Source organism: Paenibacillus sp. GCM10012306, assembly GCF_042649265.1.
GTDB lineage: Bacteria > Bacillota > Bacilli > Paenibacillales > Paenibacillaceae > Paenibacillus_AQ.
The window spans coordinates 66,134-93,116 of record NZ_JBHRYW010000006.1 but is presented as its reverse complement, the minus strand read 5'-3'; the positions used below and the strand labels follow the sequence as shown (position 1 = coordinate 93,116).

Genomic DNA, 26,983 nt, shown 5'->3' with positions numbered 1-26,983 from the left:
TTATGCCAAATGCTCTGTCATCTGCAGGAACTCTTCAATATCAGCAATAATCAGATCGCTTGCCCCTTGCCAGAAATCCGGCTGAGTCAGATCGACACCCAGATGTTTCGACACCAGATCCTCCAAAGTCATCACACCGGTATCACGAAGCAAGTCATCATATTTGTCCGCGAACGAAGGTCCATCCTGCAGAGCAAGACGGTACAATCCTGTGCTGAACATGTATCCTACGGTATACGGGAAGTTATAGAACGGCACATCTGTAATATAGAAATGCAGCTTGGATGCCCAGAAATGAGGATGGTAGCTGGAGAGAACTCCATTAAAGGCCTCCTTCTGCGCTTCTTCCATCAAGGCGGACAGTTCTTCCGCACTGACAACACCTTGCTTGCGTTTTTCGTAGAAGCGGGTTTCGAACAGGAAGCGGGCATGGATGTTCATAAAGAAAGCCACACTTCTTTGAATCTTGGACTCCAGAAGAGCCAGTTTCTCTTCAGGATTAACGGCTGCCTTCACCTGTGCATCGGATATGATCGCTTCAGCGAAGGTCGAAGCAGTCTCCGCCACGTTCATCGCATAATTCTGATTGAACACCGGTTGATCCTTCAGCAGGTAGGAATGATAAGCATGTCCCAGTTCATGTGCCAGCGTGGACACATTAGAAGCCGTACCGCTGTAAGTCATAAAGATACGGGATTCCTTGCTCTCCGGGAATGTGACGCAGAAGCCGCCTGGACGCTTTCCTGCACGGTCTTCGACTTCAATCCAGTTTTTGTCGAAGGCTTCTTCGGCGAAATCCGCCATCTTCGGACTGAAATTGCGGAATTGTGCAATAATGTCTTGTGCTGCCTGATCGTAGGAGATTTTGCCGTTAGCGTTGCCGACAGGCGCTTCGACATCCACCCAGGATAGAGACTCCAGACCAAGCAGCTTCGCTTTGCGCTGCAAATAGGAGACCAGAGCTGGTTTGTTGCGGTTAATGACATCCCACATTACATCCAGCGTCTCGCGGGTCATGCGGTTGATCCCCAGCGGCTCTTTGAGAATGTCGTCCCAACCGCGGCCATTATAAAGGTTCACGCGGAAGCCAGCCAGATGGTTCAATGTATCCGCACAGTAATCCTCAACACCGCCCCAAGCTTCTTCCCACTTGGCGAACATCGTGGACCGTACGTTCGAATCGGCATCATCCAGCTTGTTGAAGGCTTGTCCTGCAGACAGCACACGGGTGCCTTCTTCATCTTCAAAAGGGATTTTGATGGAGGATACAATGGTCTCATAGTGCTCACTCCAGCCATGGTAGCCATCAACTGCCAATGACAGGGCCAGGCTTTCCAGTTCAGGGCTCATTTTCTCGCGGGCCAGACTGCGGCTCTCGCTAAGTACGAACTTCAGTGGCGCAATTTCTGGGCGGGCCATCCATGCTTCCCATACTTCGTCAGAAGTCTGGCGCAGCACATTGTCAAATTGCGAGCTGATGCCTTCGAAACGTGCACGCAGCCCTGATACTTTGGAAGACAGACGCACCGCGCCTTTATCCTGCTGATTCTGAGCGCCAAGGCAGCCTGTGAACTCAGCAGCCTGCACCAGACGACCTGTGCAACTCTGCAACAGCTCGATCACACTGTCCAAAACCTCTGTTCCTTTGACATCAACCGGGGAGACGGAAGCCTTCACTTGCTGCTGTAAAGTCTCAATATCCCCCTCCAGTTTTTGGAGGAAGCTCTCGAACTCAGGAGAAGCCGAGCCTCCGTTAAAGATGGAATCCAGTTCCCAGGTTAACGATAACGGTTGTTTCATGTGTACTCACCATTCCTTTTCTCACATTTGCTTTTCTTTGTAATTGGCCAAGAGCCGTGGTAAAGTGGATTACAATATTGGAACTATCCATAAGCCTGCGCTGCATGGCAACCACTTAAGGAGGAGTCATAATGAAGCCGCTGCAAATTTCGCCGGAGACGGCTATAACACTTTCCAAACAGCTTGGTGTTCCCTTGGAGCACTTGATGCATATGCCTCAACATATTTTGCTGCAAAAGATAGCTGAGCTATCCAAGAAGAACACACCGCAGGCCGAAGGCGAGCCGGAATCGCCTTCATCCGGGAAGGATGAGCAATGATTCCTTTCAGCCACACCTGGCCTTATGACATTATATTGGGCGATATGTACGTGCAATACTGCCCCTTCTGTACCCATGAGAATGTGCTGCTGCCCCTGAAACCGAAAGAACTGCCTCTTATCCGTGACGGCAAGAAGCGCCTTCTGGTCTTTCCCTGCTGCAGCACCAGCCTCACGGTGATAGACAACGATGCCGATTATCTGTTGTTCGACCGTGCTGTAAGATAACTTTTAAGCGAAAGCAGGACAGACTGTCTACAGACCGTTTAAAGACGTCCCTGTCGACGGCAAAGCGCAGAGAGGAACTCCTCTCTGCGCTTCTTCTATGTCTCCAGCCAGAGGAGAAGCATAGCTCATGTTCTGTCAGCGTCCTACTGTGTCGGAAGGAAGGCCATCCTCGTTGATCTCTTCACCACGCATCTGCTCACGCAGAATCGCCCACTGCTCCCGTGCAGCCCGGATCATCGCCGCATCCATAATCCGCTGATCATTTATCAGGCGGGAGAACCATTTGACCGCATCAGAGAAATTACCCGTACGTCGGTTCAGCTCTCCAATAAGGTACATCAGCCGGGCATCATTTCCGCCGAGACCATCGCCCTCAAATACCTTGATATAAGCGTCTAGAGAGTACTGCAGAAAGCGCGTCTCCTGTGCCGTGTCCCCCTGATAGCGGTACAACCAGGCAATATGATGCAGCAAACTTGCTATAATGCGGTCCTTGTCATTGATGCTCTGGGCGCACAGCAGCGCGAGCTTATATGTCTCCAGCGCTTCTTCCCAGCTTCGCTTCTCACCGAAGTCACGCGTTTTCCAGCGTTTTCCGACTTGATCGTTAAAGGCTTTGCGCTGCCAATCGGCGAGCTTGCCCGCAGAATTCTCCGTGGAAGCAAATCCGCATTTCGGGCAGACCCTCACAACATAATAATCAGGGTTCTCATTCTTGTAGTAAGAACAAAAATCCGCATCGCGACGCACTGCCTTCTTGAGGCTGGGCCGTACCCGAGAGGTTGAAAACTCGTGTTCACAGTTGCAGCACTGAACCTTAATGGAATACAAAGGTACTAATTCAGACAAATGCCCTCATTCCTTTCGCCATAAAGCCTTCTCTTATTCTTGGGGCATGTTCACAAAGTGATGTGCAGGGCCAGCCAGGCGACTTAATACAAAAGAACGCAGCGGCTCCTCCACTTCTCCCTCCTCCAGCGCTTCTTTCATACACTGCAGCCATTCCTCTGCACGCTCCGGGGTAATCGGAATATGCATATGCCGTGCTCTCATCATGGGATGCCCGTGAAGCTCGGAGAAGAGCGCAGGGCCGCCAAAGAATTGGCTCAGGAATTGATACTGCTTCTCCAGGACAGGTGCAATATCCTCGGGGAACAACGGACCAAGCTGTGGGTGGGCCTGAACTTTGCTGTAGAAGACCTCCACCAGGCGGTGAAGACCTTCGGCGCCCCCCAGGCTAACATATATACTGTCATTTGGATTCATTGAAGGGTACCAGCTTTCTTCCATAATAATGTAACGACCTTTTCATTATACCAAAAAAAGAGCATATAATGATATCTGTCCTAAGACTTCACATCTTGCACACTGCACAGAGACAAAAAAGACGCTAAACGATTGTTTAGCGCCATCATTCCATATTCAATAGGTCCGAAAGTCCTCATCACCAGGGGGGACGAGGGAAGCCCGGATTACATATACAAAAGCACAAACCAGCACTCCGGCAACTATGCTCATCACCATCACTCCATCCCTAATTATCCGATGTACAGCGGTGTTGTATTTATTAATTTTATAATATCACAAATTCGACCGAAAAGCACAGCTTTTTGTAACCGTTTTCTTTATTTTTTTGTGTCTTTTGTCCTTCTTTTCTGTGCTGTTTGTCCCTGTTTTTGCATACCTTCTTAGCAATAGACCTGGAGGCGTAGATCATGATCATGAAAAGACTAGGTGGCCCGCTGCTGGCTTTCGGGCTGGCGGGTTGTATGCTGCTGATGCTAATGCATCCCGGATCATCACTTACTGCTGCACTACGAGGACTCTCCATCTGGTGGGATGTCCTGTTTCCATCGCTGTTTCCTTTCTTCGTTATCTCCGAGATGATGCTGGGCTTCGGTGTAGTCCATCTCTTCGGCACTCTGCTTGATCCACTGATGCGTCCGCTGTTTCGTATACCGGGAAGCGGCGGTTTCGTAGCAGCTATGGGATATGTCTCAGGATACCCCGTTGGCGCCAAATTAACCGCAAAGCTGCGTGAGCAGAATCTGATTAACCGGATAGAAGGTGAGCGACTGGTGGCCTTCACCACCTCTTCCGATCCTATTTTTCTGCTTGGCGCGGTTTCTGTCGGATTTTTTCACGACGCGTCTTTGGGTCTAATTCTGGCTATTTCTCATTATGGTGGCGGGTTGCTCGTCGGGCTCTTAATGTCTCTTCACGGTCGGAGTGCCGAATCCACCCCGGATCTCTCCGTCACTACGCCTGTGCAGCCCCGCACCGGACAAGGTACTGGCAGGCTGCGGGCTGCACTGTCGGCGATGGCCGATGCCCAGCGCAGGGATGGCCGGGGCTTGGGTGAGATCATGAAGGATGCCATTCAATCCTCTTTAAAACTTATTATTGTCGTCGGCGGCCTGGTTGTATTCTTCAGCGTGCTTATGGAGCTACTGTCGCGCGCTGGCATCATGTCCACTCTCTTCACCCTGGTGGGCACTCTGCTATCCCTGATCGGCTTTCCTCCGGAGCTCTCGCAAGCTCTGGTGGGCGGATTCTTCGAGGTCACCCTCGGCGTCCGTTCCGCCGGGGAAGCAGCATCTACCGTGCCGCTTCATTTCAAAGTTGCAGCGGCGGCCTTCATCCTTTCCTGGGGTGGCTTGTCTGTCCATGCCCAGGTGGCAAGCATTCTGAACGGCACCGGGCTGCGCTACCTGCCGTTCATGATCGCACGCCTTGTGCATGGCGTGCTCGCGGCCGGCCTCGCCTTGCTGCTATGGCAGCCCGTCGCTGGCGGCAGGCTGGCGGCGGCCTGGAGCGAATGGCCGCCTGCAGCCTCACTGACATCTGCGGGCTCCGGCCTCGCCGCAAGCCTTGTGCTGCTCGGACTACTCCTCGCCTTAGCCCTCTTGCTCGCGCTAGTATTATCCTTGGCGCGACTGCACCGCAAGGGCTGACCGCTTTAGGCTCTGCGGTCAGCTTTGGTCTTTTACACCCTCAAACATTGTGTTCCGCATCAAGATTGATTATGATCGGTGTATGACTGAATTAAACAAAGGAGCCTGTACATCTTGAGATATTATGTTCTGGACCGCGGTGATGAACTGTCCATCAATCTTGCGGAGCAATTTCACAAGCTGGCGGCGGAGCGAAACCTGGAGCTGGATGCCGAGTCCCCGGAGATTGTCGTCTCGATTGGCGGCGATGGCACGATGCTTCATGCTTTCCACACCTTTATCGACCGCATTCCGAATCTGGCGTTTGTAGGCGTGCATACTGGTCACCTCGGCTTCTATGCTGACTGGAAGGCGCAGGAGTTGCCTACCCTGGTCGACTATATGTGCGGAATGGGAGAAGGAAATCCGAATAAGCCGAGAATTGTGCAGTACCCTCTGTTGGAACTGGAAATTCATAAGAAATCCGGGTCTACCTCCCACATTGCGCTTAATGAGTTCACTCTTAAAGGGGTGGATGGTACCGTAGTCATCCAGATTGACATTAATGACGTGTCGTTTGAGATGTTCCGAGGGGACGGAATTTGTATCTCCACTCCTTCCGGCAGTACCGCATATAATAAAAGTCTTGGCGGTGCTATGGTTCATCCTACAATTGAGGCTATGCAGATATCAGAAATTGCTTCCATTAACAACCGTGTGTTCCGCACGATGGGTTCACCGCTACTGCTGCCGAAGCATCATCACACCGATATCTTTTCACGCAAAGAGCAACGTCTGCTATTAACAGTGGACCATGTCAATATACCGGTCGATGATCTGATTTCCGTGCGCTGTCAGGTATCTCCCAAAAAGATCAGCTTTGCCCGCTACCGCCCATTCCCGTTCTGGAACCGTGTTCGCGAAGCTTTCCTCGTCTAGCTCAAACACCGGAACGGCCCAGTTTTGGCCCGCATAATTGTACTACACACAAGGGCCGGGGATGACTATATCTCCGGCTTTTTCATGCTGACAAAACTATCGATTACAGCTAACATGATTCGATAGACTAGAGAGAATTCAAGTGGTATAATGAGCCTATTTTACAAAGTGTTCCATATCAAAGGAGAGAATCTGTTGAAAAAATTATTGTCCATTATGGTCGCGGGTCTGCTGGCACTCGTTATGGCCATTCCCGCTTTTGCGGCCGAGAAACCAATTGAAGTCTACATTAATGGCAGCAAGGTCCCTTTTACCTCAGGGGCTCCATATCTGCAGAATAACTCTATACTGGTTCCTTTCCGGGTTGTTTTTGAAAAACTGGGACTAAAGGTACTCTGGGACGCTAAGACTGAAACCGTCACCGGTACTGGAAAGAATCTGTCCATCAGCCTCAAGATTGGCAGTAAGGTAGCCATGGTTAATGGAACAGCTACCAAGCTCCCCCTTGCACCTGTAGCCAAGGCAGGAACCACATACATACCCTTGCGCTTCATAGCTGAAGCAACAGGCGGCACAGCTGTATGGAACCCGTCCTCTCGTACGGTCAACATTCAGGCCTCATCTTCTGACCCCGCTGCCGAAGCCAAAACGATTACAGAAGTGATCAAACTGGCTAATCAGTACCACAATGAAAAAAATGCCGAGAAATACTACTCCCTGATTGATCCGGACTCCATCAGCGATGATTCGATCGCAGACCTTAAGGAACAATTTAAGAGATACGATCAGAGCACTACTATCGATAGTGTCGAAATCATCGATTTGAAAGCCGATGAAGCAACGGTCTATACCACGGAAACCAACCGCCGGATAGGTGGGACCTACTTCCCTGATCAGAAATACGAATACCTGTATACCCTTGTTCGACTAGGTGGAAAATGGAAAATCTCCGAGGTGGAAAGTCAGGACAGCATTGTTCTCTTGACTCGTGAACAAGGCCTGAAGCCCGCGACTGTGCCTCAAGACGATTCTGTAGCTATTCTGAATAACCTTACGCAATATTTCCAATTCATGAATGAGAAAAATGCCAAGAAGGTTCTTTCAACAATGACCTCAAATGGAGAAGAAATTGACGATTCCCTCATAGGTGATCTCGAAGAATTTTTTGGCGCCTATGATATTACTTATACTCCGGGTGTCTCCAATATCTTCTACTATAATGCTGGAGAAGCTGCTGTCTATGTAGAGAGCAAGGTAAAAGAAGCAAGCTCGAAGGTAAGCTTCCAGTCTGGGACGATCTACGTTCTCTCCAAATCAACTAATGGAGCATGGACCATCGACACCAGCTACGTGGTTTCCAATAAGCAACTTTAAAATTATATAAAAAGGGCGTGTGCATTTTTATGAAATCCGGAAAAGTTATGACCGCTCTTCTTAGCGGCTGCCTGGCACTGAGTCTTATGTTGACACCGGTTGCTTCAGCAGCCGAACCTGCCAAGGCAGCCTCGAATGAGGACCTCATCAATGAAGTTATGCAATATTTGGAGAACTACAATCTTTCAGGTGTGGACAGGGATACCTTGATCCGCGGTGCCATCGATGGCATGGTCAACACGTTGGATGATCCGTACAGCCAGTATTTCGATGCCAACGAGGCTGCTAACTTCTCCCATCAGGTGGATCTTGAATTTGTAGGGATCGGGGTCAGACTGCAATATACAACTACCGAGCTATATATTGAAGAAGTAATTGCAGGATCACCTGCTCAGAAAGCTGGTCTTAAACGTGGCGATGTTATCCTCAAAGTGGATGGCGTGCCTGTTGAAGAGACGGAAGGCGATGAACTAAGCGGAGCGCCAGGAACCAAAGTAACCCTGCTCATTCAGCGTGACGGGGTTTCTAAATCCATTCGCGTGACACGAGAAGAGATTGCTTCGGCTGCCGTTACTGGACAGATCATCGGTCCCAAAATCGCTTATGTCAGCCTGAGCGGTTTTACCCAAACCGCTGACGAAGAATTTGCCCAAGTGTTGAACAAAATGCGTACGGCAGGCATGAAATCCATGGTGCTGGATCTTCGTGATAACGTGGGTGGCTATATGGAGTCGGCCTACAATATTGCATCCATGTTCATGGATAAGGGTATTATGATGTACACCTCCGACCAGAGCGGTAAGCTGACTCCGGTAACTATTACGAATGGCAGCAAAATAGGGGTACCGGTTGTCATTCTAACTAACGCTTATACGGCCAGTGCTTCCGAAGCCCTGACCGGCGCGCTGCGGGATAACAAGATTGCCACCGTTGTTGGTACCCGTTCCTTCGGGAAGGCGCGAATTCAGAGTCTGCTGCCTATATCCAATGGCGACATGCTTAAGCTGACCACGCAGAAATATTTGACGCCGACCAAGGAAGACTTCAACCACATCGGACTTACTCCCACCATTGAAGTGCAGGGTAAAACAGCACAGCTGATCACCGCACTAAAAATCGCGGGATTGTCCACTATTGAAGCCTCCGGGGATAACCATATCCTGGATATCAATGGCGTTCCTTTTGCCGGCAACGTCGGTTTGATCAAGCAAGGAAACACTATCTACGCATCTGCACGCGTGCTTTCCGCTCTTGTTGAGGGTGAAATCGCATGGGACGCAAAGAATAAAAAGGTTGTCATAACCAATGTTGCAGGCGTCGCTTCTGGATTCACCGTTGCCTCCAAGGCTGCCCTCTCCAAAGATGGCGAGACCTATATTGATCTGAATGCCTTCAAGCAGAAATTCCCTGCCCTGGCGTGGAGCTATAATGCTGCTCAGAATAAATTGAAATTATCTGTAAAATAAACGTTATCAAACTAAAGGGACTGTTCTACTGTAGAATTACTACAGTGGAACAGTCCCTTTTAATTACATAAAAGATATTAGAAGATGCATGGTCTTTCCAAACCCTGCTTAACCCTGCGGCTCCTGAGAGACTTGGGAGCCTTGAGGGCTTTGTTGGTTTTGTTGGTTTTGTTGGTTTTGTTGGTTTTGTTGGTTTTGTTGGTTTTGTTGGTTTTGCTGGTTTTGAGGCTTTGGAGCGCTCTGAGGATTCGGCGTGTTCGGTTGGCCGCTTGACGGCTGGACTTCCCGCTTTCCTTGGGAGTCACGATCCCTGTCACGTTCCCGGCCCGGTTTCTTCCCTTGTCCCTCTTTAGCACGATGACTCTTGCTTTGGTGTTCCCGCACAGGTTTATCCTTTACCTGATTGTCTTTTCCCGCTGCTTCTTTAGAAGCATTGGAATTAGATTTTCCGGAATGCTCACGGCCTGTATTCTCGCGGGCTGACGCTTGGCGGACAGCCGGTTCTTGTGTCGTCTCTTCTGATAGCTCATTCTCCACGGTTTGAACCTGCGGATCTTTGATCAGAATATCCTTGTACATGCCTTCTTTTGGCTGTTCTTTCGATTTTTGCAGCACAAAATAGGCGCAACCAAAATTGCAGTATTCATTAATGTAATCCACCATGCCTGAAATTGCTGTATCCCGGTTAACCTTTGGATGGTTGTCCCGGTAAAAGCCCTTCAGACGCAATTGGCTGTAACCCCAGTCACCGACGATGTAATCGTATCGTTCCAGCACTTCGCTGTATCTTCCGCGAAAAGCCTCCGGATTCCATCCGTCTTTGTGGTCCAGCACTAATTCGTAGCCTTTTCCGCCTATAACGATCAAGCTTTTTGTCGCCTGCCTTTCAATAAGATGAGGAAGAGCGTTGATCGGCCGTCATTGCTGGAATTTTGGACTTACGGTCGTTGTTGTTGTCCAATTTCTTCAATTGTAACCGCTATGCGGTTGAAATTGGACAACAGCGTCTGCTTCCGAAGCCAGCTTTCCTCCGGAAAGCTTTTAGACGAACGCTGCCGCTCCTCCAGTTCCAAAATTCCCTCCATGACTCCATCAACGCTGGCGTGGGGAGCAAGGGGAATGGCTAAGATCGCGATAACGCTCCTTAGCTAACTTCGCTTGCTCCGCTGGCCGTTGGCCTCGCCTCGCTTAGTTTATTGGAGAGCTTCAAATCGCTGTCGCTCTTTCGGCTCTCCACCATTTTTCGTGACTCACGTCACGGGAAACATAAAAGATTTAAAGCTTCTTCGTGACTACGTCACGGGAATACCTTACAGATGAAAACCATCGTGACTTAGTTACGGAAACCAAACAGCGAAAACCTTCGTGACTTCGTCACGGGAACCAAACAGCGAAAACCCTCGTGACTTCGTCACGGACAGGATCTAGCCCAAAGTCACCGCACGGCCCTCACGGGCGTTAGCGGCGGATTTGACCTGCTCATGCGCATGATATGAGCTGCGCACCAGCGGGCCTGATTCGACGTGGCTGAAGCCACGCTTCAAGCCCTCTTCCTTCAATCGGGCAAATTCCTCAGGTGGGTAGTATTTCTCCACATTCAGGTGCTTCGGTGAAGGCTGCAGGTACTGACCAAGAGTGAGAATATCGCAGTCCACGGCACGGAGATCATCCATCGCCTGCAGTATCTCGTCCCACTCCTCCCCAACACCCAGCATGATGCTGGATTTGGTAGGAATCTCAGGCTGCATCTCCTTGGCCCGCTTAAGCAGCTCCAGGGAGCGGCGATACTTGGCTTTGGCCCGGACACGGTCAGACATCCGCTCTACGGTCTCAATATTGTGATTTAGAATATCCGGCTTACTGTTCATTACAATCTCCAGGCTATCCCGGTCACCCAGGAAGTCGGGGATTAACACTTCCACACTACAGAGAGGAAGACGCTTACGGATCGCTGCAACCGTCTCGGCAAAGATCTGGGCACCGCCATCCTTCAGATCATCTCTGGCTACACTCGTCACAACACAGTGGCGAAGACCCATGCTTTCTGCGGCTTCAGCCACACGCTCAGGCTCTTGCAAATCCAGCTCTGTTGGCATACCGGTATTGACCGCGCAAAAACGACAAGCCCGTGTACAGATATCACCTAAAATCATAAACGTTGCTGTTCGATTAGCCCAGCATTCATAAATGTTTGGACAACGAGCCTCCTCGCATACGGTATGCAAGGTTTTAGAACGCATCATGCTTTTAATATCCTGGTAGTTATCACCGGTAGTTAGCTTGATTTTAATCCAGTCCGGCTTGGGTTGTTTAGCGCCCTTAGTAGTCAAAGTAGATAACCCCCACTTTCGCCTGTGTAATAATCGATTGCCGCGTTAAAGTTGCTGCCTCATATTATAGCATGTGCGCCATAATAAATGCCTGTTTTTGTGAAAAATCCAAGGCAGAACTAGCCGCAGCCCAAAAGGCACGCTTGGTACGTCTGGTACCTTTAGGCAAGAACGGATAAAACGATCACATTTGCTTCAATCTATAGAAAAAGAACGACACCATGCCCGGACAAAGGAGGTAGTCCTATGCGGTCCCAATTTCACAATCTTCTGGTGCAAAAATCATTCTTGTGCATGTCCGCTGCCACCATCCTATGGAGCGGACTTCATCTTCCCGCTGCACAAGCGGCCAGTATGGGAAGACAAAGCCCCCCAGCATCGGTGAGTTCCAAAACGGATGCCGTTCCCACCAGTAAAGCCGCATTACTGTCGGCTCGTAGAGAACTATATGAGCAAATCAGTGCAGCAACAGGCATTCCCTGGTTCCGTTTTGCGGCCATTGATCAATATGAACATACCATCGCCAAAAAAAGCAAAACGACACCCCAGAATCCGGCCAAACTGACCGGAATTCACATCCCGTCACCCGTATGGGCAGGACCGCTGAATCCTGATCAGGAGGATACTTCACCACGGTCTATCAGCTTCTTCGGCGGCTTCGGCACTGATGGCTCAGGCGACGGACGGGCCAACCCTGACAATGATGCAGATGTACTCTACAGCATGGCCCGCCATCTGCTGCGTTATGGACAGTCACCCAGCGATTTCAGTATCGCCGTCTGGGAATATTACCACAATGGCCGAGCCTCGCAGCGAATTAACCAATTCGCCAAATTGTACGAGCATTTTGGACGGCTTGATCTATCCGGGAACGCTTTTCCACTGCCGCTAGGAAATACGTATGCCTACCGCAGCACCTGGGGCACAGGTCGTAGTTGGGGCGGAGCGCGTATCCACGAAGGTACTGACCTGTTCACTCCACACGGTACGCCTGTACGCAGCACTTGCTACGGCATTGTGGAGACCAAGGGCTGGAATCGCTACGGAGGCTGGCGGATCGGAATACGCGATATTGATAACCGCTACCACTACTACGCTCATCTGACCGGATATGACAAGAAGCTCTCTCAGGGAGATATTGTGCAACCAGGCCAGGTGATCGGTTGGGTCGGCAGTTCAGGCTATGGCAGTCCAGGTACACAGGGGAAATTCCCCCCACATTTGCATTTTGGCATATACAAGGATAGAGGGATTACCGAATGGGCGTTTGATCCTTATCCATTGCTGAAGCAATGGGAGAACCAAGAATACAGAGCGCTGCGAAATAAAAATAAATAGGACAAATGGTGTTCATTGAGGAGTGCATTTATGTTTCGGTTCCTGTACTTTGAATAAATTGCAGCACCTCACGCATTGTCTTGTCCTTGTCATCGTCGTGGCACAGCATGTGTCCACTCTTATCAGCGATAAGCATCTGCTTGCGGGCCGAAGGAATCGTATGGTGCAGATAACTGGCACTTCTGGTTTTGACCAAATGATCCCGTTTACCCTGCACAATCAGGGTCGGCGTCTCAATATGCGGATAGATCTCGAAGCTCTCGCGAACTAGTCGCTGGAACTCTCTGGTGGCCTTCGGCGGTGTAGAGCGAATTTTGCTGATGTATAGCTTGATCATCGCCGGATCGCCAAGTGTCTTGAACATTTCAACCAGATTCAACGGAAACACAGGTGTCGATAGCAGGGTCAGCGAATGAATCCGCTCCGAGTAGCGTACCGAGAGATGAGAAGCGATCAGCGCTCCGGTGGAAAAACCAATCAGATGCACACGCTCATTGGTCGCCAGCAGCGTGTTTAGCTCATCTTCAGCGCTTTGCTGCCAGTCATGCCGGCTCGTTTTTAGCAAATCCGCTCTTGTTCCCCCATGTCCCTTCAATGTGAATGTCCGGGAACGGTAATGATGCTGCTCCATATAGGTGGACAACGGAGCAATCTCATGTTCTCCTCCTGTGAAGCCGTGAATGAACAAGCAGCTATCCATAAGGCTCCCTCTTTTCCTTGGGTGATTGGTCAAAATGTTTATACGACGACCTTCGTTCCTTCTCGCTTTTTGTTGCTGTCTTTTGTTCATCTTATATAGCTTGTGTCCTTCCTTTATTTTCTATGCATAACGCCAAACAGACCGCCGAATCGGCGGTCTGTGGCTTTTCTATGTTCAGCGTGCTAATGACTATCCGTCCGCAACAGCGCACTATCTGGAATGCAATGTAATTAAGAGCATTTTTGCACCTTAAATCATCTGTAGGTAAAGGCTAGTGCATATTAAGTGCAATATTGCACCTTAATTCTTCCAGATCATCCCGTTCATCACGCTTTTTCGAAAAATAAGATACAATAATGCCTCTATTCCCCTCATTTACCTATATTAACGAAAAATAAGGTACCAAAATGCCTTTAGTTGGGGAGTCCCCCTCTTTTTCACTGTTAAAACGACTGCGATGGGAAAACCGATGTAGCTTTTCTCCTAGATGGACCGATCCGCGCAAACAGAAGATACCGCTTCTAGCGGTTGAGCTCTGTTGATAGTCTATCCTTCCGTGCTGACTTCTCTATGAGAAGCTTTCAGGCGGTCGCTATTGCGCCTGCAGTTCCAAATCTCCCCCTTCGTCCCTTCTCTCTTTTTGTTACTTTCTCTAGTCCATCCTATACAGCACCTGTTTTCCTTTATTTCCATTCATCACGCCAAACAGACCGCCAAATCGGCGGTCTGGGCTTTCTAGAGTCACCATGTTAAGTTTTCTCCGTCATACTATCCATCATCTCATACATAATGATAATGCCGTCGATCTGTATCTCAACAGCGGATTGGCTCATTCTGTCTCAATTCGAATTCGTTGCGCCGCTACTCCCACCGCTATTGTTATTGGCTGGCGCACTGCCATTCCCACTAACATTCCCACTTCCACTAATCTCCGGAATAGCCGTAGGGGCAGGATTACCGGTATTCAGACTACTGCTGTTCTCGTGGCCCTGAACGGCAGCGTCACCCTTCTCTCCAGCAATTTGCGGCGCCGGAATGGCAATACCAGGCGCACTGCTGCCGTTCTGCCCGACAGGCTGACCTTGATTGTCATAGTAATACATCGGCACATCCCCTACGACCATCAGATACGACACCGGAATCTCTGTATCCACCACCTGTGGCTGCATGTCAAACGGAATGACAACGGCCACCTCAGTCACGATATGGATATAGACCTCTACTAGAATCATATTGATTCCGGCATTTTTCTGACGTGTAGCCAGTTCTACCTTGACTGCGCCCTGCGGTTCAATCGTAATGGGAATATCCGGACCGAAAGAGGCAATCAGTGGACTGCCTAGCGCCTGCCCGAGCGGAATACGCTCCCGCTTATTATGCAACTCCTGCAAGGTGGATTGAATAACTGTCGCTGCTTGAGAGGTGATTCGCATATGTTCGGCATAATTCAGCATGAATCCCGATATTTTCCCGTTCTTGTCTGTCTTCCAATCAATTAGCTCTTCGGCATTGCCTCCGCTGGCTACTTGAGAAGTTATGGCCTTATTGATCGATTCTGTGGCGATTTGCTTGACACGAATCTGCGCCAGATGCACGATAGGGGGCTTCAAATGCTGCTCCACATACCGGATACTCTGGAATACTCCGAGCAGCAGCAGCAATGAGACGATCAACCAGAATTTACGCCTGCTGCCTGACTTCCCTCGGGTGCCTGCACTGGATGGTTGCCGCTCTCCGCGGCTGAATAATTTTACAGGACGCCTGCTCCGCTTGGCCTCAAATCGTGCAGACTGCGGCCGGATGATCGTCGTCTTGCTAGGTCGTGCCTTGAAGGCCGGACTTCTTCCCGCCGGACGCGGGATACGATCCCAGCTGAATTTGGGCAGCCGCATGCGGCCGAAGTCGGGCATTCGGATCCGCCGGCTCCCCCATTTTTTATTTCTGCCCATTGCGTTTGTCCCTCCCGCCTGACCCGGCGGTCAAGCCGCCGCTTAGTATAAGATATTCGGGAGAGGGACAAAAAAGAAGAACGTCACCCGCTAGTCTGCGGGATAACGTTCTTCTTCATTTTTGCCATAAGCCAATCCTCTGATCGACTCAAATCAGCTCAGCATCGATCGGCAACTCCATCCAATTGGGTTCTCAGCCCATACGGCTTCGCTTATCTTCCTGCAGATGACCCCAATGCCTTCTGACAAAAACAACGATCAGAATCACTATAAATACCGAATACCAAGTCAAGTAGACGCCCCAATCCTCCTTGGGCACAATCAGCGTAGAACTGAGCGTTCCGAACAGCCAGATATAAGATAAGTTGCCGAGCACTGTTCCCCAAATGAATGAGGCCGTAGAAAGCGGTGAGACTGCCGACATCAGATTAATGATATTGTTTGGAAGAATGGGAATAGTACGCAGTAGCACAAGGGTCCAGATGCCGTAACGATCCAGATTGCGCTGCCACTTATCGTAACGCTTCAGTTTCTTTGTCCATTTGCGGTCAAACCAGTCGAACAGATACCGCCTGCACAGAAAATACACCAGGATTCCACCTAGATTACAGGTCAACCAACTGATTAACATCCCGCCAATCACATCAAATACCGACACATGCAGTACAATCAGAATGGCAAGAGGGAAAAAACCAAATAGACTTTGCAGCAGGGTCAGCGGGATCGTAACGAGCAAAATGTAAGGCCCGGTCAGGCCAAGGGTTTGCAGCAGCCAATCTATCCATGAATTTATCGTCTCTGTCAATGGAGTAATCTCCTCTCTTGACTCCTTACAGGCTGCATCCTGGGTACGACCAATCCCTTGAAAATGCTAGTAATTCAATTCATATTCCCATGAAAAACACCCCTCACGGGGTGTTTATTGAATATAACGTGGTGTAAAGATTACATGTCAGGTACAGTCATTGTACAAAGGTTACAAAATTGTATTAATTGATTTTTATCATAGCATATCCTTAAACCATCTGCAAAAACAATTATTCGATTCCTGCAGTCCAGGTCGCTACTTTATCGGGATTACTTTCTACCCAAGCCTTAGCCGCCTCTTCAGGAGATTTGCCACCCTGAATCTGGACCATAACCTCCGCCATATCCTCCGGTGTCCACTCGAATTGATCGAGGAACTTATAGACCTTCGGCATATCATCCTTCAAGCCTTTGCGAACCATGGTATGAATTTGTTCATCTCCGCCATACACATTCTTCGGATCATCCAGATATCGAAGATCCATATTGGCAAACATCCAGTGCGGTGTCCAGGCAGTCACGACGATAGGCTTTTTGTTGTTATATGCTTTTTGCAGTTCCTGCGCCATGGCGGCAGAAGAGCTCTCAACCAGCGTATAATCACCAAGCCCGTAGGATTCAATCGCTTTTTCCGTAGTGGTCATAATTCCCGCACCCGGCTCTATGCCGATAATCTTATGGTCCAGCTCAGCACCGGCCTCGGCACTTTTCAAATCCTCAATCGATTGGATGTTCATATAGGCCGGCACGGCAAGCCCAACCTTCGTTCCATTCAAGTTTACGCCGAGATCCTCGATATCATTCCCGTATTTTTCAAGATAGGAAGCATGCGTACCTGGCAGCCAGGCAGCAACCATGGCATCAGCACTGCCGTCTGCCACTCCGGCCCACATTGGTCCGGCATCCACTTGTAACATTTCAACATTAACCCCGAGCTTCGATTCCAGCACTTCCTTAACAACATTTGTACTGGCAATTTCCGAATCCCAGGCTACATAAGCCAGCTTTACTTTATCATTGCTCCCTGCCGAACATCCGGCGAGAACCGCGACTAATAGTGCTGTCAGCAGTAATCCCAAGCTCTTTTTCTTCATTATAAGGTAACACTCCTATCTTTGTTTTGGTTTCAAAGCGTTCTGGGTCAGGCGGTCGAGCAGAATAGCAATCACCACGATGGCGATTCCCGCTTCAAAGCCCGCTCCGGTCTTCGCTTGCGATACCGCACGGTAGACCAATGCCCCAACACCCTGCGCACCGATCATCGATGAGATGACAACCATCGACAGAGATAGCATGATCGTCTGGTTAATCCCCGCCATAATCGTCGGCAACGCGATCGGTAATTGCAGCTTGAACAGCTTCTGTGACGGAGTCGATCCAAATGCGTCCGCCGCCTCTACAAGTTCAGGCGAGACTTGCCGAATGCCGAGATTCGTCAGGCGAATCGTTGGCGGGATCGCAAAGATAATTGAAGCAATCACACCCGGAACCACACCCAGCGAGAAAAAGGATACCGCGGGCAGCAGATACACAAAGGCTGGCATCGTCTGCATAAAGTCCAAAATAGGTGTAATTGTATTTTTCACCGCATTGCTCTGCGCACATAGGATACCAATCGGCACCCCGATAATTACAGCTAGAATTGATGCTGTTAAGACAAGAGCCAGCGACTGCATCGAAGGCCCCCATAAACCAAGGTTATCGATCAGCAGCAGGCCGATGACCGCAAATAGAGCCATTCTCCATTTGCCAATCCAGTAAGCCAGTGCAGCAATAATTACAATAAGAACAAGCGCTGGTAGGAACGTGAGCATATTCTCGATTCCCTTCACCATGCCGCCGATTATTGCATGTATAACATCAAACACTGGACCGAAATAGGTAGTTAGCCATTTTTCGAGCCATTCAACACCTTGGCCCAGTGGTAGCTTAGGAATGTTCATTACACGTGCTCTCCTTCCGGAACTGCGTTGCCGGCAAGCGCTGAAAGAACGGCACCTTTAATGACAATTCCTTTGAGTCGATCGGATTCATCCACTACAGCTACCGGCAAATGTGTCTCCGACATCAGCTCGAACAAATCATTGAGCAAGGTATCGGGGTGCACACGGGGGATTTCCCGCCGCAGCACTTCAAGTATCGTTTTATTCTCTTTGATCGCTTGGGCCGCATCTTCGGCCGTTACGACGCCTTGGAGCTTCATTTCTTTATCTGCAACATATAGACTGGATACGCCACTATCACGCATTAATTGCAGCGCGACGCGGGGACCACGCTCAGGTCTGACCATTTCTGGCTGACGCATCACATGCGCAGCGGTCAGTACCTTGGACAGATCCACATCCTCTACAAAACGCTCAACATATTTATTCGCAGGCTGGATCAGAATCTCTTCTGGTGTGCCAATCTGCACAATGACCCCATCCTTCATCAGCGCGATTCTGTCACCGATCCGCAATGCCTCATCCAGATCATGTGTGATGAACACAATCGTCTTCTTCACTCTGGCCTGTAGTTCTAGTAGTTCCTGCTGCATATCCTTGCGAATCAGTGGATCAAGAGCGCTGAACGCCTCATCCATGAGCAGAATATCTGGATCGTTAGCCAGCCCGCGGGCTAAACCAACCCGTTGCTGCATCCCGCCGCTGAGCTGATCCGGGCGATGATGCTCCCAGCCTTTCAGACCGACGAGTTCCAGGGCCTCCATAGCGAGCTGAGTGCGCTTTTTCTTATCTACGCCCTGCACCTCCAGCCCGTACTCCGTGTTCGCGAGCACCGTCCGGTGCGGGAACAACGCAAACTTCTGGAATACCATACCGATATTTTTGCGCCGGAACTGTCGAAGCTGCTCGGGATTCATCCCAACTACATCATTCCCTTTAAAAAGAACCTGCCCCCCAGTAGGCTCAATCAAACGGTTCAGCAGACGAACCAGGGTTGATTTACCACTACCTGACAACCCCATAATGACGAATATTTCTCCTTCTTCAATACTGAATTCGGCCTTATTGACACCGACAGTCAGCTTGACTTCCTGAGCGATCTTCTCTTTGGACCACCCTTGTTCCAATAATGGAAGCGCACGCCCCGCATCATGACCGAATACTTTGGTTAGCTGTTTCACCTCTATAATAGGCATGCTGACCTCCTTCTCCCGTTTCTGTATCGGGTTAGTTCACTCCTAATAGTCTACCGGACGTATGAAAAAAGACGCAAAGCTCATATTCGGATAAAATTTAGCGTACAGTTTTAACTTTACAAACTATACACAAAGAATACTCTGTTTTACGCCAAATTCCTTTTATCACGAAATCTTTACTTATTAACCACGATTTGATTACAATACACAGTAGAGGTCTGCAGTCTATTAGCCAATTCCTCAGGAGGGACATCATGAATGATTTAGAAGGGCTTGCGCCCGAGCAAATAGAGAAGATTAGCAAAGCCCGGGAACGAGTCATTGATTCCATCGGTAAAAATATGGACTTATACGGTATCACCCTGTCTATCGGGCATTTATATGGGTATATGTACTTTAATCAGGGTCCGGTAACGCTGGACGAGCTTAGCAAAACCATGGGGATGAGCAAGACATCCATGAGTACAGGCGTCCGTACCCTATTGGACCTTAAAATGATTGATAAAGTATGGGGAAAAGGCACGCGTAAGGATTTATTCGAGGTTGTTCCGGATTGGCACCAGAATTTCAGCGATTACTTCTCTATTAAATGGAGAAAAGCCGTTGAGGGCAACATGAACGCCCTGTCCAAATCCATGAATGAAATCAAGGATATGAAGGCAGAGTACAGCGATGACGCAGAGCTGCTGAAACTGCTGGACAATGACGAGGAAAAGATCGGAGAGGCGGTCAAGTATTACCGTTGGCTGCTGAAGCTGATTGAAGCACTGGAAAGTGGTAAAATCTTCGATTTGATTCCTAAAGAAACATAGCACAGCCACAATTATAGAGGTTCTTGTCAGTCATTTTATGGCTGTGCGGGAACCTCTTTTTTTGTAGACATGCATGATCCATTTTTCCGTAAAAGTATACATTGTTCATTGGTTAAACATTACGTTTGACTTGCCTTCGTATTCAGCATAAACTTAAATATAATTGTTTTCATGCCAGATTTTACTTGAATGTGTGACTGAAGAAAGCGCTGTAATCCAGCCTTTTTCAGACTTTTTTATTTCTATATATGTTGAAGTTAAGACACTAACATAAGGATCGGCGTCGCTCCGGTGAAGCTTGGACTTCCGGTCGCTGTTGTCTCCAGATTTCTTCTATTAAACCGCTTTTAGCGGTTGAAATCCGGAGATAGCCTATGCTTTCGATGCTAGCTTTCCTATGGAAAGCCTTCAGGCGACCGCTATCGCTCCTTCAGTTCCAATCTTCCCCTCCACTCCTTCTCTCCTTTTCGTTATTTTCTTTAGTTCAACTTATATAGCCGGAGGGTGGCTTTTCATTGCAGTTGAATATCAAAAAGATTGCCGAAATGGCCGGCGTATCGGTCTCAACGGTATCCAAAATTATGAATAATTACCCCGACGTCTCCGAAAAAACGAAGCAAAGAGTGATGGAGATCATCGAACAAACCGGGTACTCTCCTTCCAACTCTGCCAAGACGCTGGCTACCAAAAAGTCGAGCCTGATCGGCGTTATTTTTGCCGGGGAGCTGAATGTCGATTTCACCCATCCCTTTTTTCTCGCCGTGCTTAATGCCTTCAAGAAGCAGATGGGTGTGCTTGGTTATGATTTAATTTTCTTTTCCAATGAGAAATTCTTAAGCGGCGGTGATTACTTTTCCCGCTGTGTTCATTTTCATGTAGACGGCTGTGTGATCATTTCAGGAGAAGAAATGGAGCCCGCCATCCAGGAACTGGACATGAGCAGCATTCCATGTATCGGGGTAGATCTGGAGCTGAAGGGTAAAAAGTCAGGCTACGTGACATCTGATAACTATCAGATTTCCTCCAAGGTGGTTGAGCATTTCTACCTGCTCGGTTACCGGGAGCTTGGTTTTATCGGAAGCACGGCCAATTCGGATATCTCTAACCAGCGGGAAGCCGGATATATCAAGGCCATTGAGGGCTTCGGCATGAGCATCAATGAGAACTGGTTCGTTCATGGGGACGATTTCTTCGAGCCTAGCGGATATGCGGCCATGCAGCAATTGATCCAGTCCGGTCCTTTGCCCAAGGCCATCTTCGCTGCCTCCGACCTGCTCGCGCTCGGCGCGATTCGTGCACTAAAGGAACATGGTCTGCGCATACCAGAGGACATCGCTATTATCGGCTGTGACGACATCGAAGCCTGTAAATATACGACACCAACGCTAACAACCGTCCGTCAGAACAAAGAGCGGCTCGGGATTCTCGCCGCCCATATGCTCTACGACCTGATCAACAATCAGTCAGAGGGCGGCTCCTTCGTTGTGGAGCCGGCACTGGTCGTCCGTGAATCCTGCGGCAGCCGCCTGCACGATCAAGGATGACGTCTCTTTCGCCGCCAGCCGGGAGATTTGGCGGCGGCAATGCCAAAACAGCCTGCCCCAGCATGATGACATGCGGGGGCAGGCTGTTTATTTATATTAGCGCAGCGGGGAGGAATGGGCTCCGCTGCGCTTTTTGCAACAGAATCACCTTACAATGGCGTAGGTTCAGCTACTTGTTCGTCCAGTTCAAGCTTCACCAATTGTCCTACCTGCGTCAACCCTGCACCAAAACCGTACATGAGGACGGTCTGGCCGTTCTGGACCTTGCCTTCCCGGATGCCCAGATCAAGCGCCAGCGGGATAGAAGCAGCAGACGTGTTACCAAAATGAACGAGACTGTACAACGCCTGTTCCAGTGGGTAATTCATTCGCTCACAGATCGGCTCGATCATCCGCAGATTAGCGCTGTGTGGAATAAACCAGTCCACCTGCTCAAGACTCGTCCCTGCCTTGCCTAGCAATTGCTCCACACCTTGTGGTACGGTCCGAACCGCCCAGCGGAAGACCTCCCGCCCATTCTGTACAAGCAGCTTGGTATCCACAAGCTCGATATCTTCAATTTTGGAAGACAGACCCGTGCGGTATACATGATGCCCACCGCTACCGTCACTCCCCATATGGAAGCCCAGGAATCCGGCAGAGCTAGCCCCGCTTTCTACCAGCACCGCTCCCGCCCCGTCACCGAACAAGATACACGTACTGCGGTCACTATAATCTGTAATTTTAGAGAGAGTATCCGCGCCTAGCACCAGCACCTTCTGGTGTAGTCCAGAAGCCACAAGACCGTTAGCCATATGCAATCCGTAGACAAAGCCAGCACATGCTGCACTCAGATCGATGGCTCCGGCGCTCTGCGAAATTCCCAGGCGGTTCTGTATCAAGGCAGCCACGGAGGGAAAAGGAAAGTCAGGTGTGCTTGTAGCTACAATTACCATGTCTACATCCGTAAGATTTTTTCCGTAACGCTTCGCCAAATCCTCTGCAGCAGCTACACACAAATCACTGGTGAATTCATCCTTGCGGCTAATTCTCCGCTCCCGGATACCCGTTCGTTGGACAATCCACTCATCATTGGTATCTACCATTTTCTCCAAATCGGCATTAGTAAGCCTTTGCGCGGGAACATAGGTCCCGATAGCTGTAATCTTCGCATCTGTCAATTACTTCACCCCATTGTTTAGCATCTAGTATTAGTACTTGGTACTAAGTATAGCAAATGAACTCGTTTATATGCAACTGGGATTATGCCAATTTTCGCGTATCCCGCCCTCTTCTTCTTCGCAGCCACAACGTAATCAACAAGACCAGAATCACGATAACCGCTACTAAAGTGATGATGATATTCTTGATATTAGGTGCATACACCACCAGTTTTAGCGGCTCGGGATTCCCCAGCGACATATGCCAGGTCAAGGTCCGGCCATCCTGTGAGGTCGCATTGTTCGGCCCGTAGACATTCACCGGCAGCGTCAATTGAAAATCAAAGGCAAAGCTCTCCATAAACATCCGCACAAACGATTTGGGAATATTCAGCATCCCAAGACTATCTATAATTTGCTCAGAATAAGCGCTCAGCTTGGGCTGGACCTCCAGATCATACTTGGTATATAGCCATTTGGGGTCCGTAACAATCTTGGAATCCACTAAGCTCATGCCGTCACTCGGCTGCGCTTTCAACTCCTCCACAGAGGAATAGTTCTTAATAAATTGATAGTCCACATCTTTGCCATCCTGCACCTTTTGAAGCTCTATACCTGACTCCGCCAGCTTGTCTGTCAGGATTTGTTCAGCTTTGCCGCTGATTAGCGACGCCGTACGGGAATCCAGCTTCAGATTCACAGCAAGGTCAACACTGCCATTTCTATTAACCGTGACATGAGCAGTCCCTTTCGCACAGCCTGACAAAAGCACGAGCATGAGGATCATCCCCACAATCATTGCCGTTCTCCTTTTCATCCGCATGCTCCTCTACTCCGTAATGTTTCTCCTCATAATGTCTTTTTAATCTATATAGCATAATATAGCCGCTCTAAGGATTCAAACACAATGGGCAGGCTTTGCCCTCTCCATCCGCGCAAAAGCCCTTCGCTTCCTCAAAGGGGTGCGAAGGGCTTGATGATATAAGTTGTAAACTATGATTATGAGTTAACCTTAATCCCACCAACGATATGTTCCGACCGATTGCGGAGGAAGAATTGCCGTGAACTGCCGGCCATCACACAGAATGCGGAATGGCTGGGCCGATGGCGTCTGGTTAATAACCACAGCCACAAGCGAGCCGTCTTCGTTGCGGAATGCCACATTAGTGACCGTGTCGACGGAGCCGTAGCTGCTGCCAATTCGTACGGCTCCCCGCCGGACGAACCTGCTGTACTGACCCAGCAGATAATACTCCGGGGTTCTCCAGTAGCGATCAGCCTCATTGGCATCCTGAATGAACATCGTGGGTCCCGGCGTTCCCAGCCACTGATGAGGGGCAATGCGGCTGTTAAGCATCGTGACCCAGGCGTTATAGCTACTGGCATAATTGCGGAAGTAGCGGGCCATCCGGTCCGCGCCACTTGTCCCCCACAGCGATCGCTCCGTTAGATAGATCGGCTTATCGGGATAAGCGGCATGAATTTCGCTCATCACCTCGGGATCGCCTTCATAATCATGCAGCGCAATGCCGTGAACCTTGGCGCCTGCTTCAGTATCATTTAGAATCGGCGTCACATAATTCCAGACCTCGTCGAAGTTATGGTCGAAAATCCACAGTTTCGTATCCAATCCATGCGCTGCGAATTCCTTCGCCAGCGCCACCGCCAGCTCCCTCTGCCGTTCCGGCGGCATATAGCAGCTCGGATAATCCGTTTCTAGCAGCGGCTCGTTCTGCAGGGTCATGGCATAGATCGGGATGCCGAGCTCCCGATATGCCTGAATGGCCAGGCGATAATACTTCGCCAAGGCATCCGTGTACTCACGGCCTTCCTTCAGGCGGCCGCGTTTCAGGCTCCCGCTTGTCTTCATCCAAGCGGGCGGGCTCCACGGTGAAGCGAACAGCAGCGTGTCTGGGGCCAGCGCCAGCAGTTCCTTAATCGTAGCGATGATGGACAGGTCGATATCCTTTTGAATCGAAAAATGCTTCAGCCCAAAGTCCTGTTCTCCATCCCGCACATCATCATAGGTATAGAATCGTTCGGCTGTAAAATCAGAGGTCCCCAGTGTAATACGGAACAGATTAAAGCCGATACCACCCTCCGTATGACTGAGCTGCTTCAGAATGCTTTCCCGCTCCTCCGTGCTCATCAGCGACAGATTACGAACGGTCGTCTCTTCCAGCGAGGTTCCGATCCCAAGGATCTTCTGATAGGTATGTTCCGGCGACACAATTAGGGTGGTCTCCCCTCCATCTTCAGATGGACTTGGAACGACCCACTTCAAATCAGCTTGCTGACTCAAACGATATGTAAGTTCTTGCGGTCCCTTAAACCAGCTTTCCTTGCCCGGGTCCTGTTCCGAACTAATCCAGACTTCCACCGATTCTAACGATTTGTGCTCATTGTTCATGGCAGTCATCTCTCCTTATTCTCTTACTTGATCAAGAAGAAAGCGGCGAATAAATTCGCCGCTCCCTTACGTGCCGGGGTGACAGCACCGTTAGGCGCTACCAGCTACCAACCGTGGCACCAGTTCTATTGGATTCCTTTTTCATCAAAATACTTATTGGCTTCACCTTGCACATAGGCCAGCAGCTTCTCTACACCTGCCGCTTTCAGCTTGTCACGATAGAGCTTCAGGGATGCGTCCACATCAGAGGTCAAGCCCAGCATCAGTGGTTTTCCGTATTGCTCAAATACCTGGTTAACAGCGGCCAGTTCAGTTTTCACCGGATCGTAATCCAGATAAATCTGTCCGAGAATATCCGGCTTGCTAATTGGCTTGAACTCTTCTTTCAGCTTGTCGAGACCATCCCAGCCGCCTTTTTCTTTCTTAATGTTCTCTTCTACACGCCAGCCCCAGCTTGCGATGTCATAGCGTGGTGTAACGTTCAGGTCAACACCTGGTGCCGGAATGACAATGGTCTTGTCATCATCACCTTTTGCCCAGTGCGTGCCTTCAATACCATAAGTCATCAGGTTGTAGTACGTAGGATCATTGCGCAGCTTATCAAGTACCATCAATGAACGTTCCGCATTATCCGAGCTCTTCGGAATCGCCATACCATTAGCAATCGGCAGTGTAGGAATGACATAGTTATGGAAGCGGGTGAATGGGAAGTACCCTATTTCCATTTTGAGGCCTTTGGCCTGCACTTCGTTGATAAATCCGCCCGCACTGGACGGGTTACGCCAGTAGATGGCACCTTGACCTGTCTTGATGAAGTCACCAGCTTCTTGTTTCGAGGACAGCGAGTTCTTGTTCCAGAAGCCCTTCTGCTCCCATTCTTTCATTTTCTTAACCCAAGCTTCATATTGATCCGTGAACGGAATGATCTGAATATCGCGCGGTGTTGCATAGGAGGTTGCACCAATGATCTCACCGGTAATCATTTGCGTATCTGTCCAGAACTTGAACAGATCATTGACGTTCTCATAAGCGGCTCCGTTGATCGGCGTCACTTTCTTCTGTGTTTTAACAGCATCCATGTAGGCTTCGATGGAATTCAAATCGGTAAACTCAGGCAGATTGAGCTCTTTACGCCAGTCTTCACGATACACATAGCCAAGTGGCGTATATTCTGGATTGGTGTTCGGTACAGCAAAGATACCATCACTTACCGTAACTGAATCCCAGTCCTGCTTCGGCACATTAGCCCAGGTTACTGGCGCATAAGTCGGCAGCAGATCCTTTAGATCCTTGAATGCACCCTGTTTAGCCAGTTTGTAGAAATCCGCCCAGTTGGAAGCGAAAATCATGTCAATCTTCTCGCCAGAGGTCAGCAGCAGATTGTATTTGGTCAACCAGTCGTTCCACGTAGTAAACTTAAGGTCAACCGTTGTGTTCAGATCCTTCTCCAACATTTTGTTCCATTCGGCAACGATTTTGTCCTGATCCTTATGAGCATCACCAACCAGATACCAAGTCAGCTTGACCTTCTTCGACGTGTCCGGGCCATCATTACCTTGCGCCGGTGCGGTGGTGTTACCGTTGCTTTTCTCTTTTTCCGGCGCCGCACTGTTGTTGTTACCGCCCCCGCAGGCTGCGAGCAGCGAGATTAGTAAAGACATGACAAGTACGAGCGTTAATCTCTTTGTTACTTTTCTCATCTTTGACTCCTCCTTAAAGTTTCATTGAACCCACTATTGTTCAAGCCTCATGCTAT

25 protein-coding genes are annotated in these 26,983 nt (G+C 49.5%); 9 read left to right on the top strand and 16 right to left on the bottom strand.

The genetic code is table 11. The annotated features are described in order from the left end of the window. A complete protein-coding gene (locus tag ACFORK_RS14915) occupies positions 1-1,800 on the bottom strand; it encodes a M3 family oligoendopeptidase (protein WP_379200169.1) in 1,800 nt (599 codons plus the stop codon). 131 nt (positions 1,801-1,931) lie between these two features. On the opposite strand from ACFORK_RS14915, the gene ACFORK_RS14910 reads away from it, so the two are divergent. Both ACFORK_RS14910 and ACFORK_RS14905 read left to right on the top strand, forming a co-directional pair. Next, positions 1,932-2,120, top strand: a complete 189-nt coding sequence (locus ACFORK_RS14910) for a YycC family protein (RefSeq protein ID WP_379200167.1) — start codon at positions 1,932-1,934, stop codon at positions 2,118-2,120. After that, positions 2,117-2,347: a hypothetical protein gene (locus tag ACFORK_RS14905; protein WP_066376312.1), complete on the top strand. Its 231-nt coding sequence runs from the start codon at positions 2,117-2,119 to the stop codon at positions 2,345-2,347. The genes ACFORK_RS14910 and ACFORK_RS14905 overlap by 4 nt, the downstream gene beginning before the upstream one ends. 135 nt (positions 2,348-2,482) lie before the next feature. On the opposite strand, the gene ACFORK_RS14900 is transcribed toward ACFORK_RS14905, so the two are convergent. Both ACFORK_RS14900 and ACFORK_RS14895 read right to left on the bottom strand, forming a co-directional pair. Beyond that, a complete protein-coding gene (locus ACFORK_RS14900) occupies positions 2,483-3,196 on the bottom strand; it encodes a DUF2225 domain-containing protein (protein WP_379200164.1) in 714 nt (237 codons plus the stop codon). A gap of 33 nt (positions 3,197-3,229) precedes the next feature. Further along, positions 3,230-3,613 carry a globin domain-containing protein gene (locus ACFORK_RS14895; protein WP_379200162.1) on the bottom strand — a complete coding sequence of 128 codons (384 nt, stop codon included), beginning with the start codon at positions 3,611-3,613 and terminating at the stop codon, positions 3,230-3,232. 449 nt (positions 3,614-4,062) lie between these two features. Here ACFORK_RS14895 and ylbJ point away from each other — a divergent pair, with 449 nt between their 5' ends. From ylbJ to ACFORK_RS14875, 4 genes are all read left to right on the top strand, one after another. Then, the gene (ylbJ, locus tag ACFORK_RS14890; RefSeq protein ID WP_379200160.1) at positions 4,063-5,301 is read left to right on the top strand and encodes a sporulation integral membrane protein YlbJ; all 1,239 of its coding nucleotides are present in this window, start codon (positions 4,063-4,065) and stop codon (positions 5,299-5,301) included. A 114-nt stretch (positions 5,302-5,415) separates the two neighbouring features. Then, positions 5,416-6,219: an NAD kinase gene (locus tag ACFORK_RS14885; RefSeq protein WP_379200158.1), complete on the top strand. Its 804-nt coding sequence runs from the start codon at positions 5,416-5,418 to the stop codon at positions 6,217-6,219. Between the two features lie 195 nt (positions 6,220-6,414). Beyond that, entirely contained in the window at positions 6,415-7,593 is a 1,179-nt protein-coding gene (locus tag ACFORK_RS14880; RefSeq protein ID WP_379200156.1) for a stalk domain-containing protein, read from the top strand. 29 nt (positions 7,594-7,622) lie between these two features. Next, entirely contained in the window at positions 7,623-9,059 is a 1,437-nt protein-coding gene (locus tag ACFORK_RS14875) for a S41 family peptidase (RefSeq protein WP_379200154.1), read from the top strand. A gap of 108 nt (positions 9,060-9,167) precedes the next feature. On the opposite strand, the gene ACFORK_RS14870 is transcribed toward ACFORK_RS14875, so the two are convergent. The 3 genes from ACFORK_RS14870 to lipA form a co-directional block, all read right to left on the bottom strand. Continuing rightward, the gene (locus ACFORK_RS14870) at positions 9,168-9,926 is read right to left on the bottom strand and encodes a YutD family protein (RefSeq protein WP_379200152.1); all 759 of its coding nucleotides are present in this window, start codon (positions 9,924-9,926) and stop codon (positions 9,168-9,170) included. A gap of 71 nt (positions 9,927-9,997) precedes the next feature. Beyond that, on the bottom strand, positions 9,998-10,144 hold the full coding sequence (locus ACFORK_RS14865) for a hypothetical protein (protein WP_379200150.1): 147 nt from the start codon (positions 10,142-10,144) through the stop codon (positions 9,998-10,000). A gap of 339 nt (positions 10,145-10,483) precedes the next feature. Further along, the gene (gene lipA, locus ACFORK_RS14860) at positions 10,484-11,389 is read right to left on the bottom strand and encodes a lipoyl synthase (protein ID WP_379200148.1); all 906 of its coding nucleotides are present in this window, start codon (positions 11,387-11,389) and stop codon (positions 10,484-10,486) included. A 246-nt stretch (positions 11,390-11,635) separates the two neighbouring features. On the opposite strand from lipA, the gene ACFORK_RS14855 reads away from it, so the two are divergent. After that, on the top strand, positions 11,636-12,727 hold the full coding sequence (locus ACFORK_RS14855) for a M23 family metallopeptidase (RefSeq protein ID WP_379200146.1): 1,092 nt from the start codon (positions 11,636-11,638) through the stop codon (positions 12,725-12,727). Positions 12,728-12,755: 28 nt separating this feature from the next. Here the strand turns inward: ACFORK_RS14855 and ACFORK_RS14850 are convergent, their stop codons facing one another. The 6 genes from ACFORK_RS14850 to ACFORK_RS14825 form a co-directional block, all read right to left on the bottom strand. Then, positions 12,756-13,427 (bottom strand): alpha/beta hydrolase, encoded by a 672-nt coding sequence (locus tag ACFORK_RS14850; RefSeq protein WP_379200144.1) that lies wholly within the window; start codon positions 13,425-13,427, stop codon positions 12,756-12,758. Between the two features lie 839 nt (positions 13,428-14,266). Continuing rightward, positions 14,267-15,376: a sporulation protein YunB gene (yunB, locus tag ACFORK_RS14845; RefSeq protein WP_379200142.1), complete on the bottom strand. Its 1,110-nt coding sequence runs from the start codon at positions 15,374-15,376 to the stop codon at positions 14,267-14,269. A gap of 193 nt (positions 15,377-15,569) precedes the next feature. Continuing rightward, positions 15,570-16,181 (bottom strand): TVP38/TMEM64 family protein, encoded by a 612-nt coding sequence (locus tag ACFORK_RS14840; protein ID WP_379200140.1) that lies wholly within the window; start codon positions 16,179-16,181, stop codon positions 15,570-15,572. A gap of 232 nt (positions 16,182-16,413) precedes the next feature. Next, positions 16,414-17,277: a glycine betaine ABC transporter substrate-binding protein gene (locus ACFORK_RS14835; RefSeq protein ID WP_379200138.1), complete on the bottom strand. Its 864-nt coding sequence runs from the start codon at positions 17,275-17,277 to the stop codon at positions 16,414-16,416. A gap of 15 nt (positions 17,278-17,292) precedes the next feature. Next, the gene (locus ACFORK_RS14830) at positions 17,293-18,126 is read right to left on the bottom strand and encodes an ABC transporter permease (RefSeq protein ID WP_379200136.1); all 834 of its coding nucleotides are present in this window, start codon (positions 18,124-18,126) and stop codon (positions 17,293-17,295) included. Continuing rightward, positions 18,126-19,322, bottom strand: a complete 1,197-nt coding sequence (locus tag ACFORK_RS14825) for a quaternary amine ABC transporter ATP-binding protein (RefSeq protein WP_379200134.1) — start codon at positions 19,320-19,322, stop codon at positions 18,126-18,128. Before ACFORK_RS14825 ends, ACFORK_RS14830 begins: the two co-directional genes overlap by 1 nt. A gap of 254 nt (positions 19,323-19,576) precedes the next feature. On the opposite strand from ACFORK_RS14825, the gene ACFORK_RS14820 reads away from it, so the two are divergent. Both ACFORK_RS14820 and ACFORK_RS14815 read left to right on the top strand, forming a co-directional pair. After that, on the top strand, positions 19,577-20,134 hold the full coding sequence (locus ACFORK_RS14820; RefSeq protein WP_066376227.1) for a GbsR/MarR family transcriptional regulator: 558 nt from the start codon (positions 19,577-19,579) through the stop codon (positions 20,132-20,134). Positions 20,135-20,655: 521 nt separating this feature from the next. Next, entirely contained in the window at positions 20,656-21,678 is a 1,023-nt protein-coding gene (locus ACFORK_RS14815) for a LacI family DNA-binding transcriptional regulator (RefSeq protein WP_379200131.1), read from the top strand. 149 nt (positions 21,679-21,827) lie between these two features. Here the strand turns inward: ACFORK_RS14815 and ACFORK_RS14810 are convergent, their stop codons facing one another. The 4 genes from ACFORK_RS14810 to ACFORK_RS14795 form a co-directional block, all read right to left on the bottom strand. Continuing rightward, positions 21,828-22,838 (bottom strand): ketoacyl-ACP synthase III, encoded by a 1,011-nt coding sequence (locus ACFORK_RS14810; protein WP_379200129.1) that lies wholly within the window; start codon positions 22,836-22,838, stop codon positions 21,828-21,830. 82 nt (positions 22,839-22,920) lie between these two features. After that, complete coding sequence (locus ACFORK_RS14805; protein ID WP_379200127.1) at positions 22,921-23,634, bottom strand: hypothetical protein; 714 nt, start codon at positions 23,632-23,634, stop codon at positions 22,921-22,923. 195 nt (positions 23,635-23,829) lie between these two features. Next, the gene (locus ACFORK_RS14800; protein WP_379200125.1) at positions 23,830-25,227 is read right to left on the bottom strand and encodes a glycoside hydrolase family 30 protein; all 1,398 of its coding nucleotides are present in this window, start codon (positions 25,225-25,227) and stop codon (positions 23,830-23,832) included. A gap of 125 nt (positions 25,228-25,352) precedes the next feature. Next, positions 25,353-26,927 (bottom strand): extracellular solute-binding protein, encoded by a 1,575-nt coding sequence (locus ACFORK_RS14795; RefSeq protein ID WP_379200123.1) that lies wholly within the window; start codon positions 26,925-26,927, stop codon positions 25,353-25,355. Positions 26,928-26,983 lie beyond the last annotated feature (56 nt).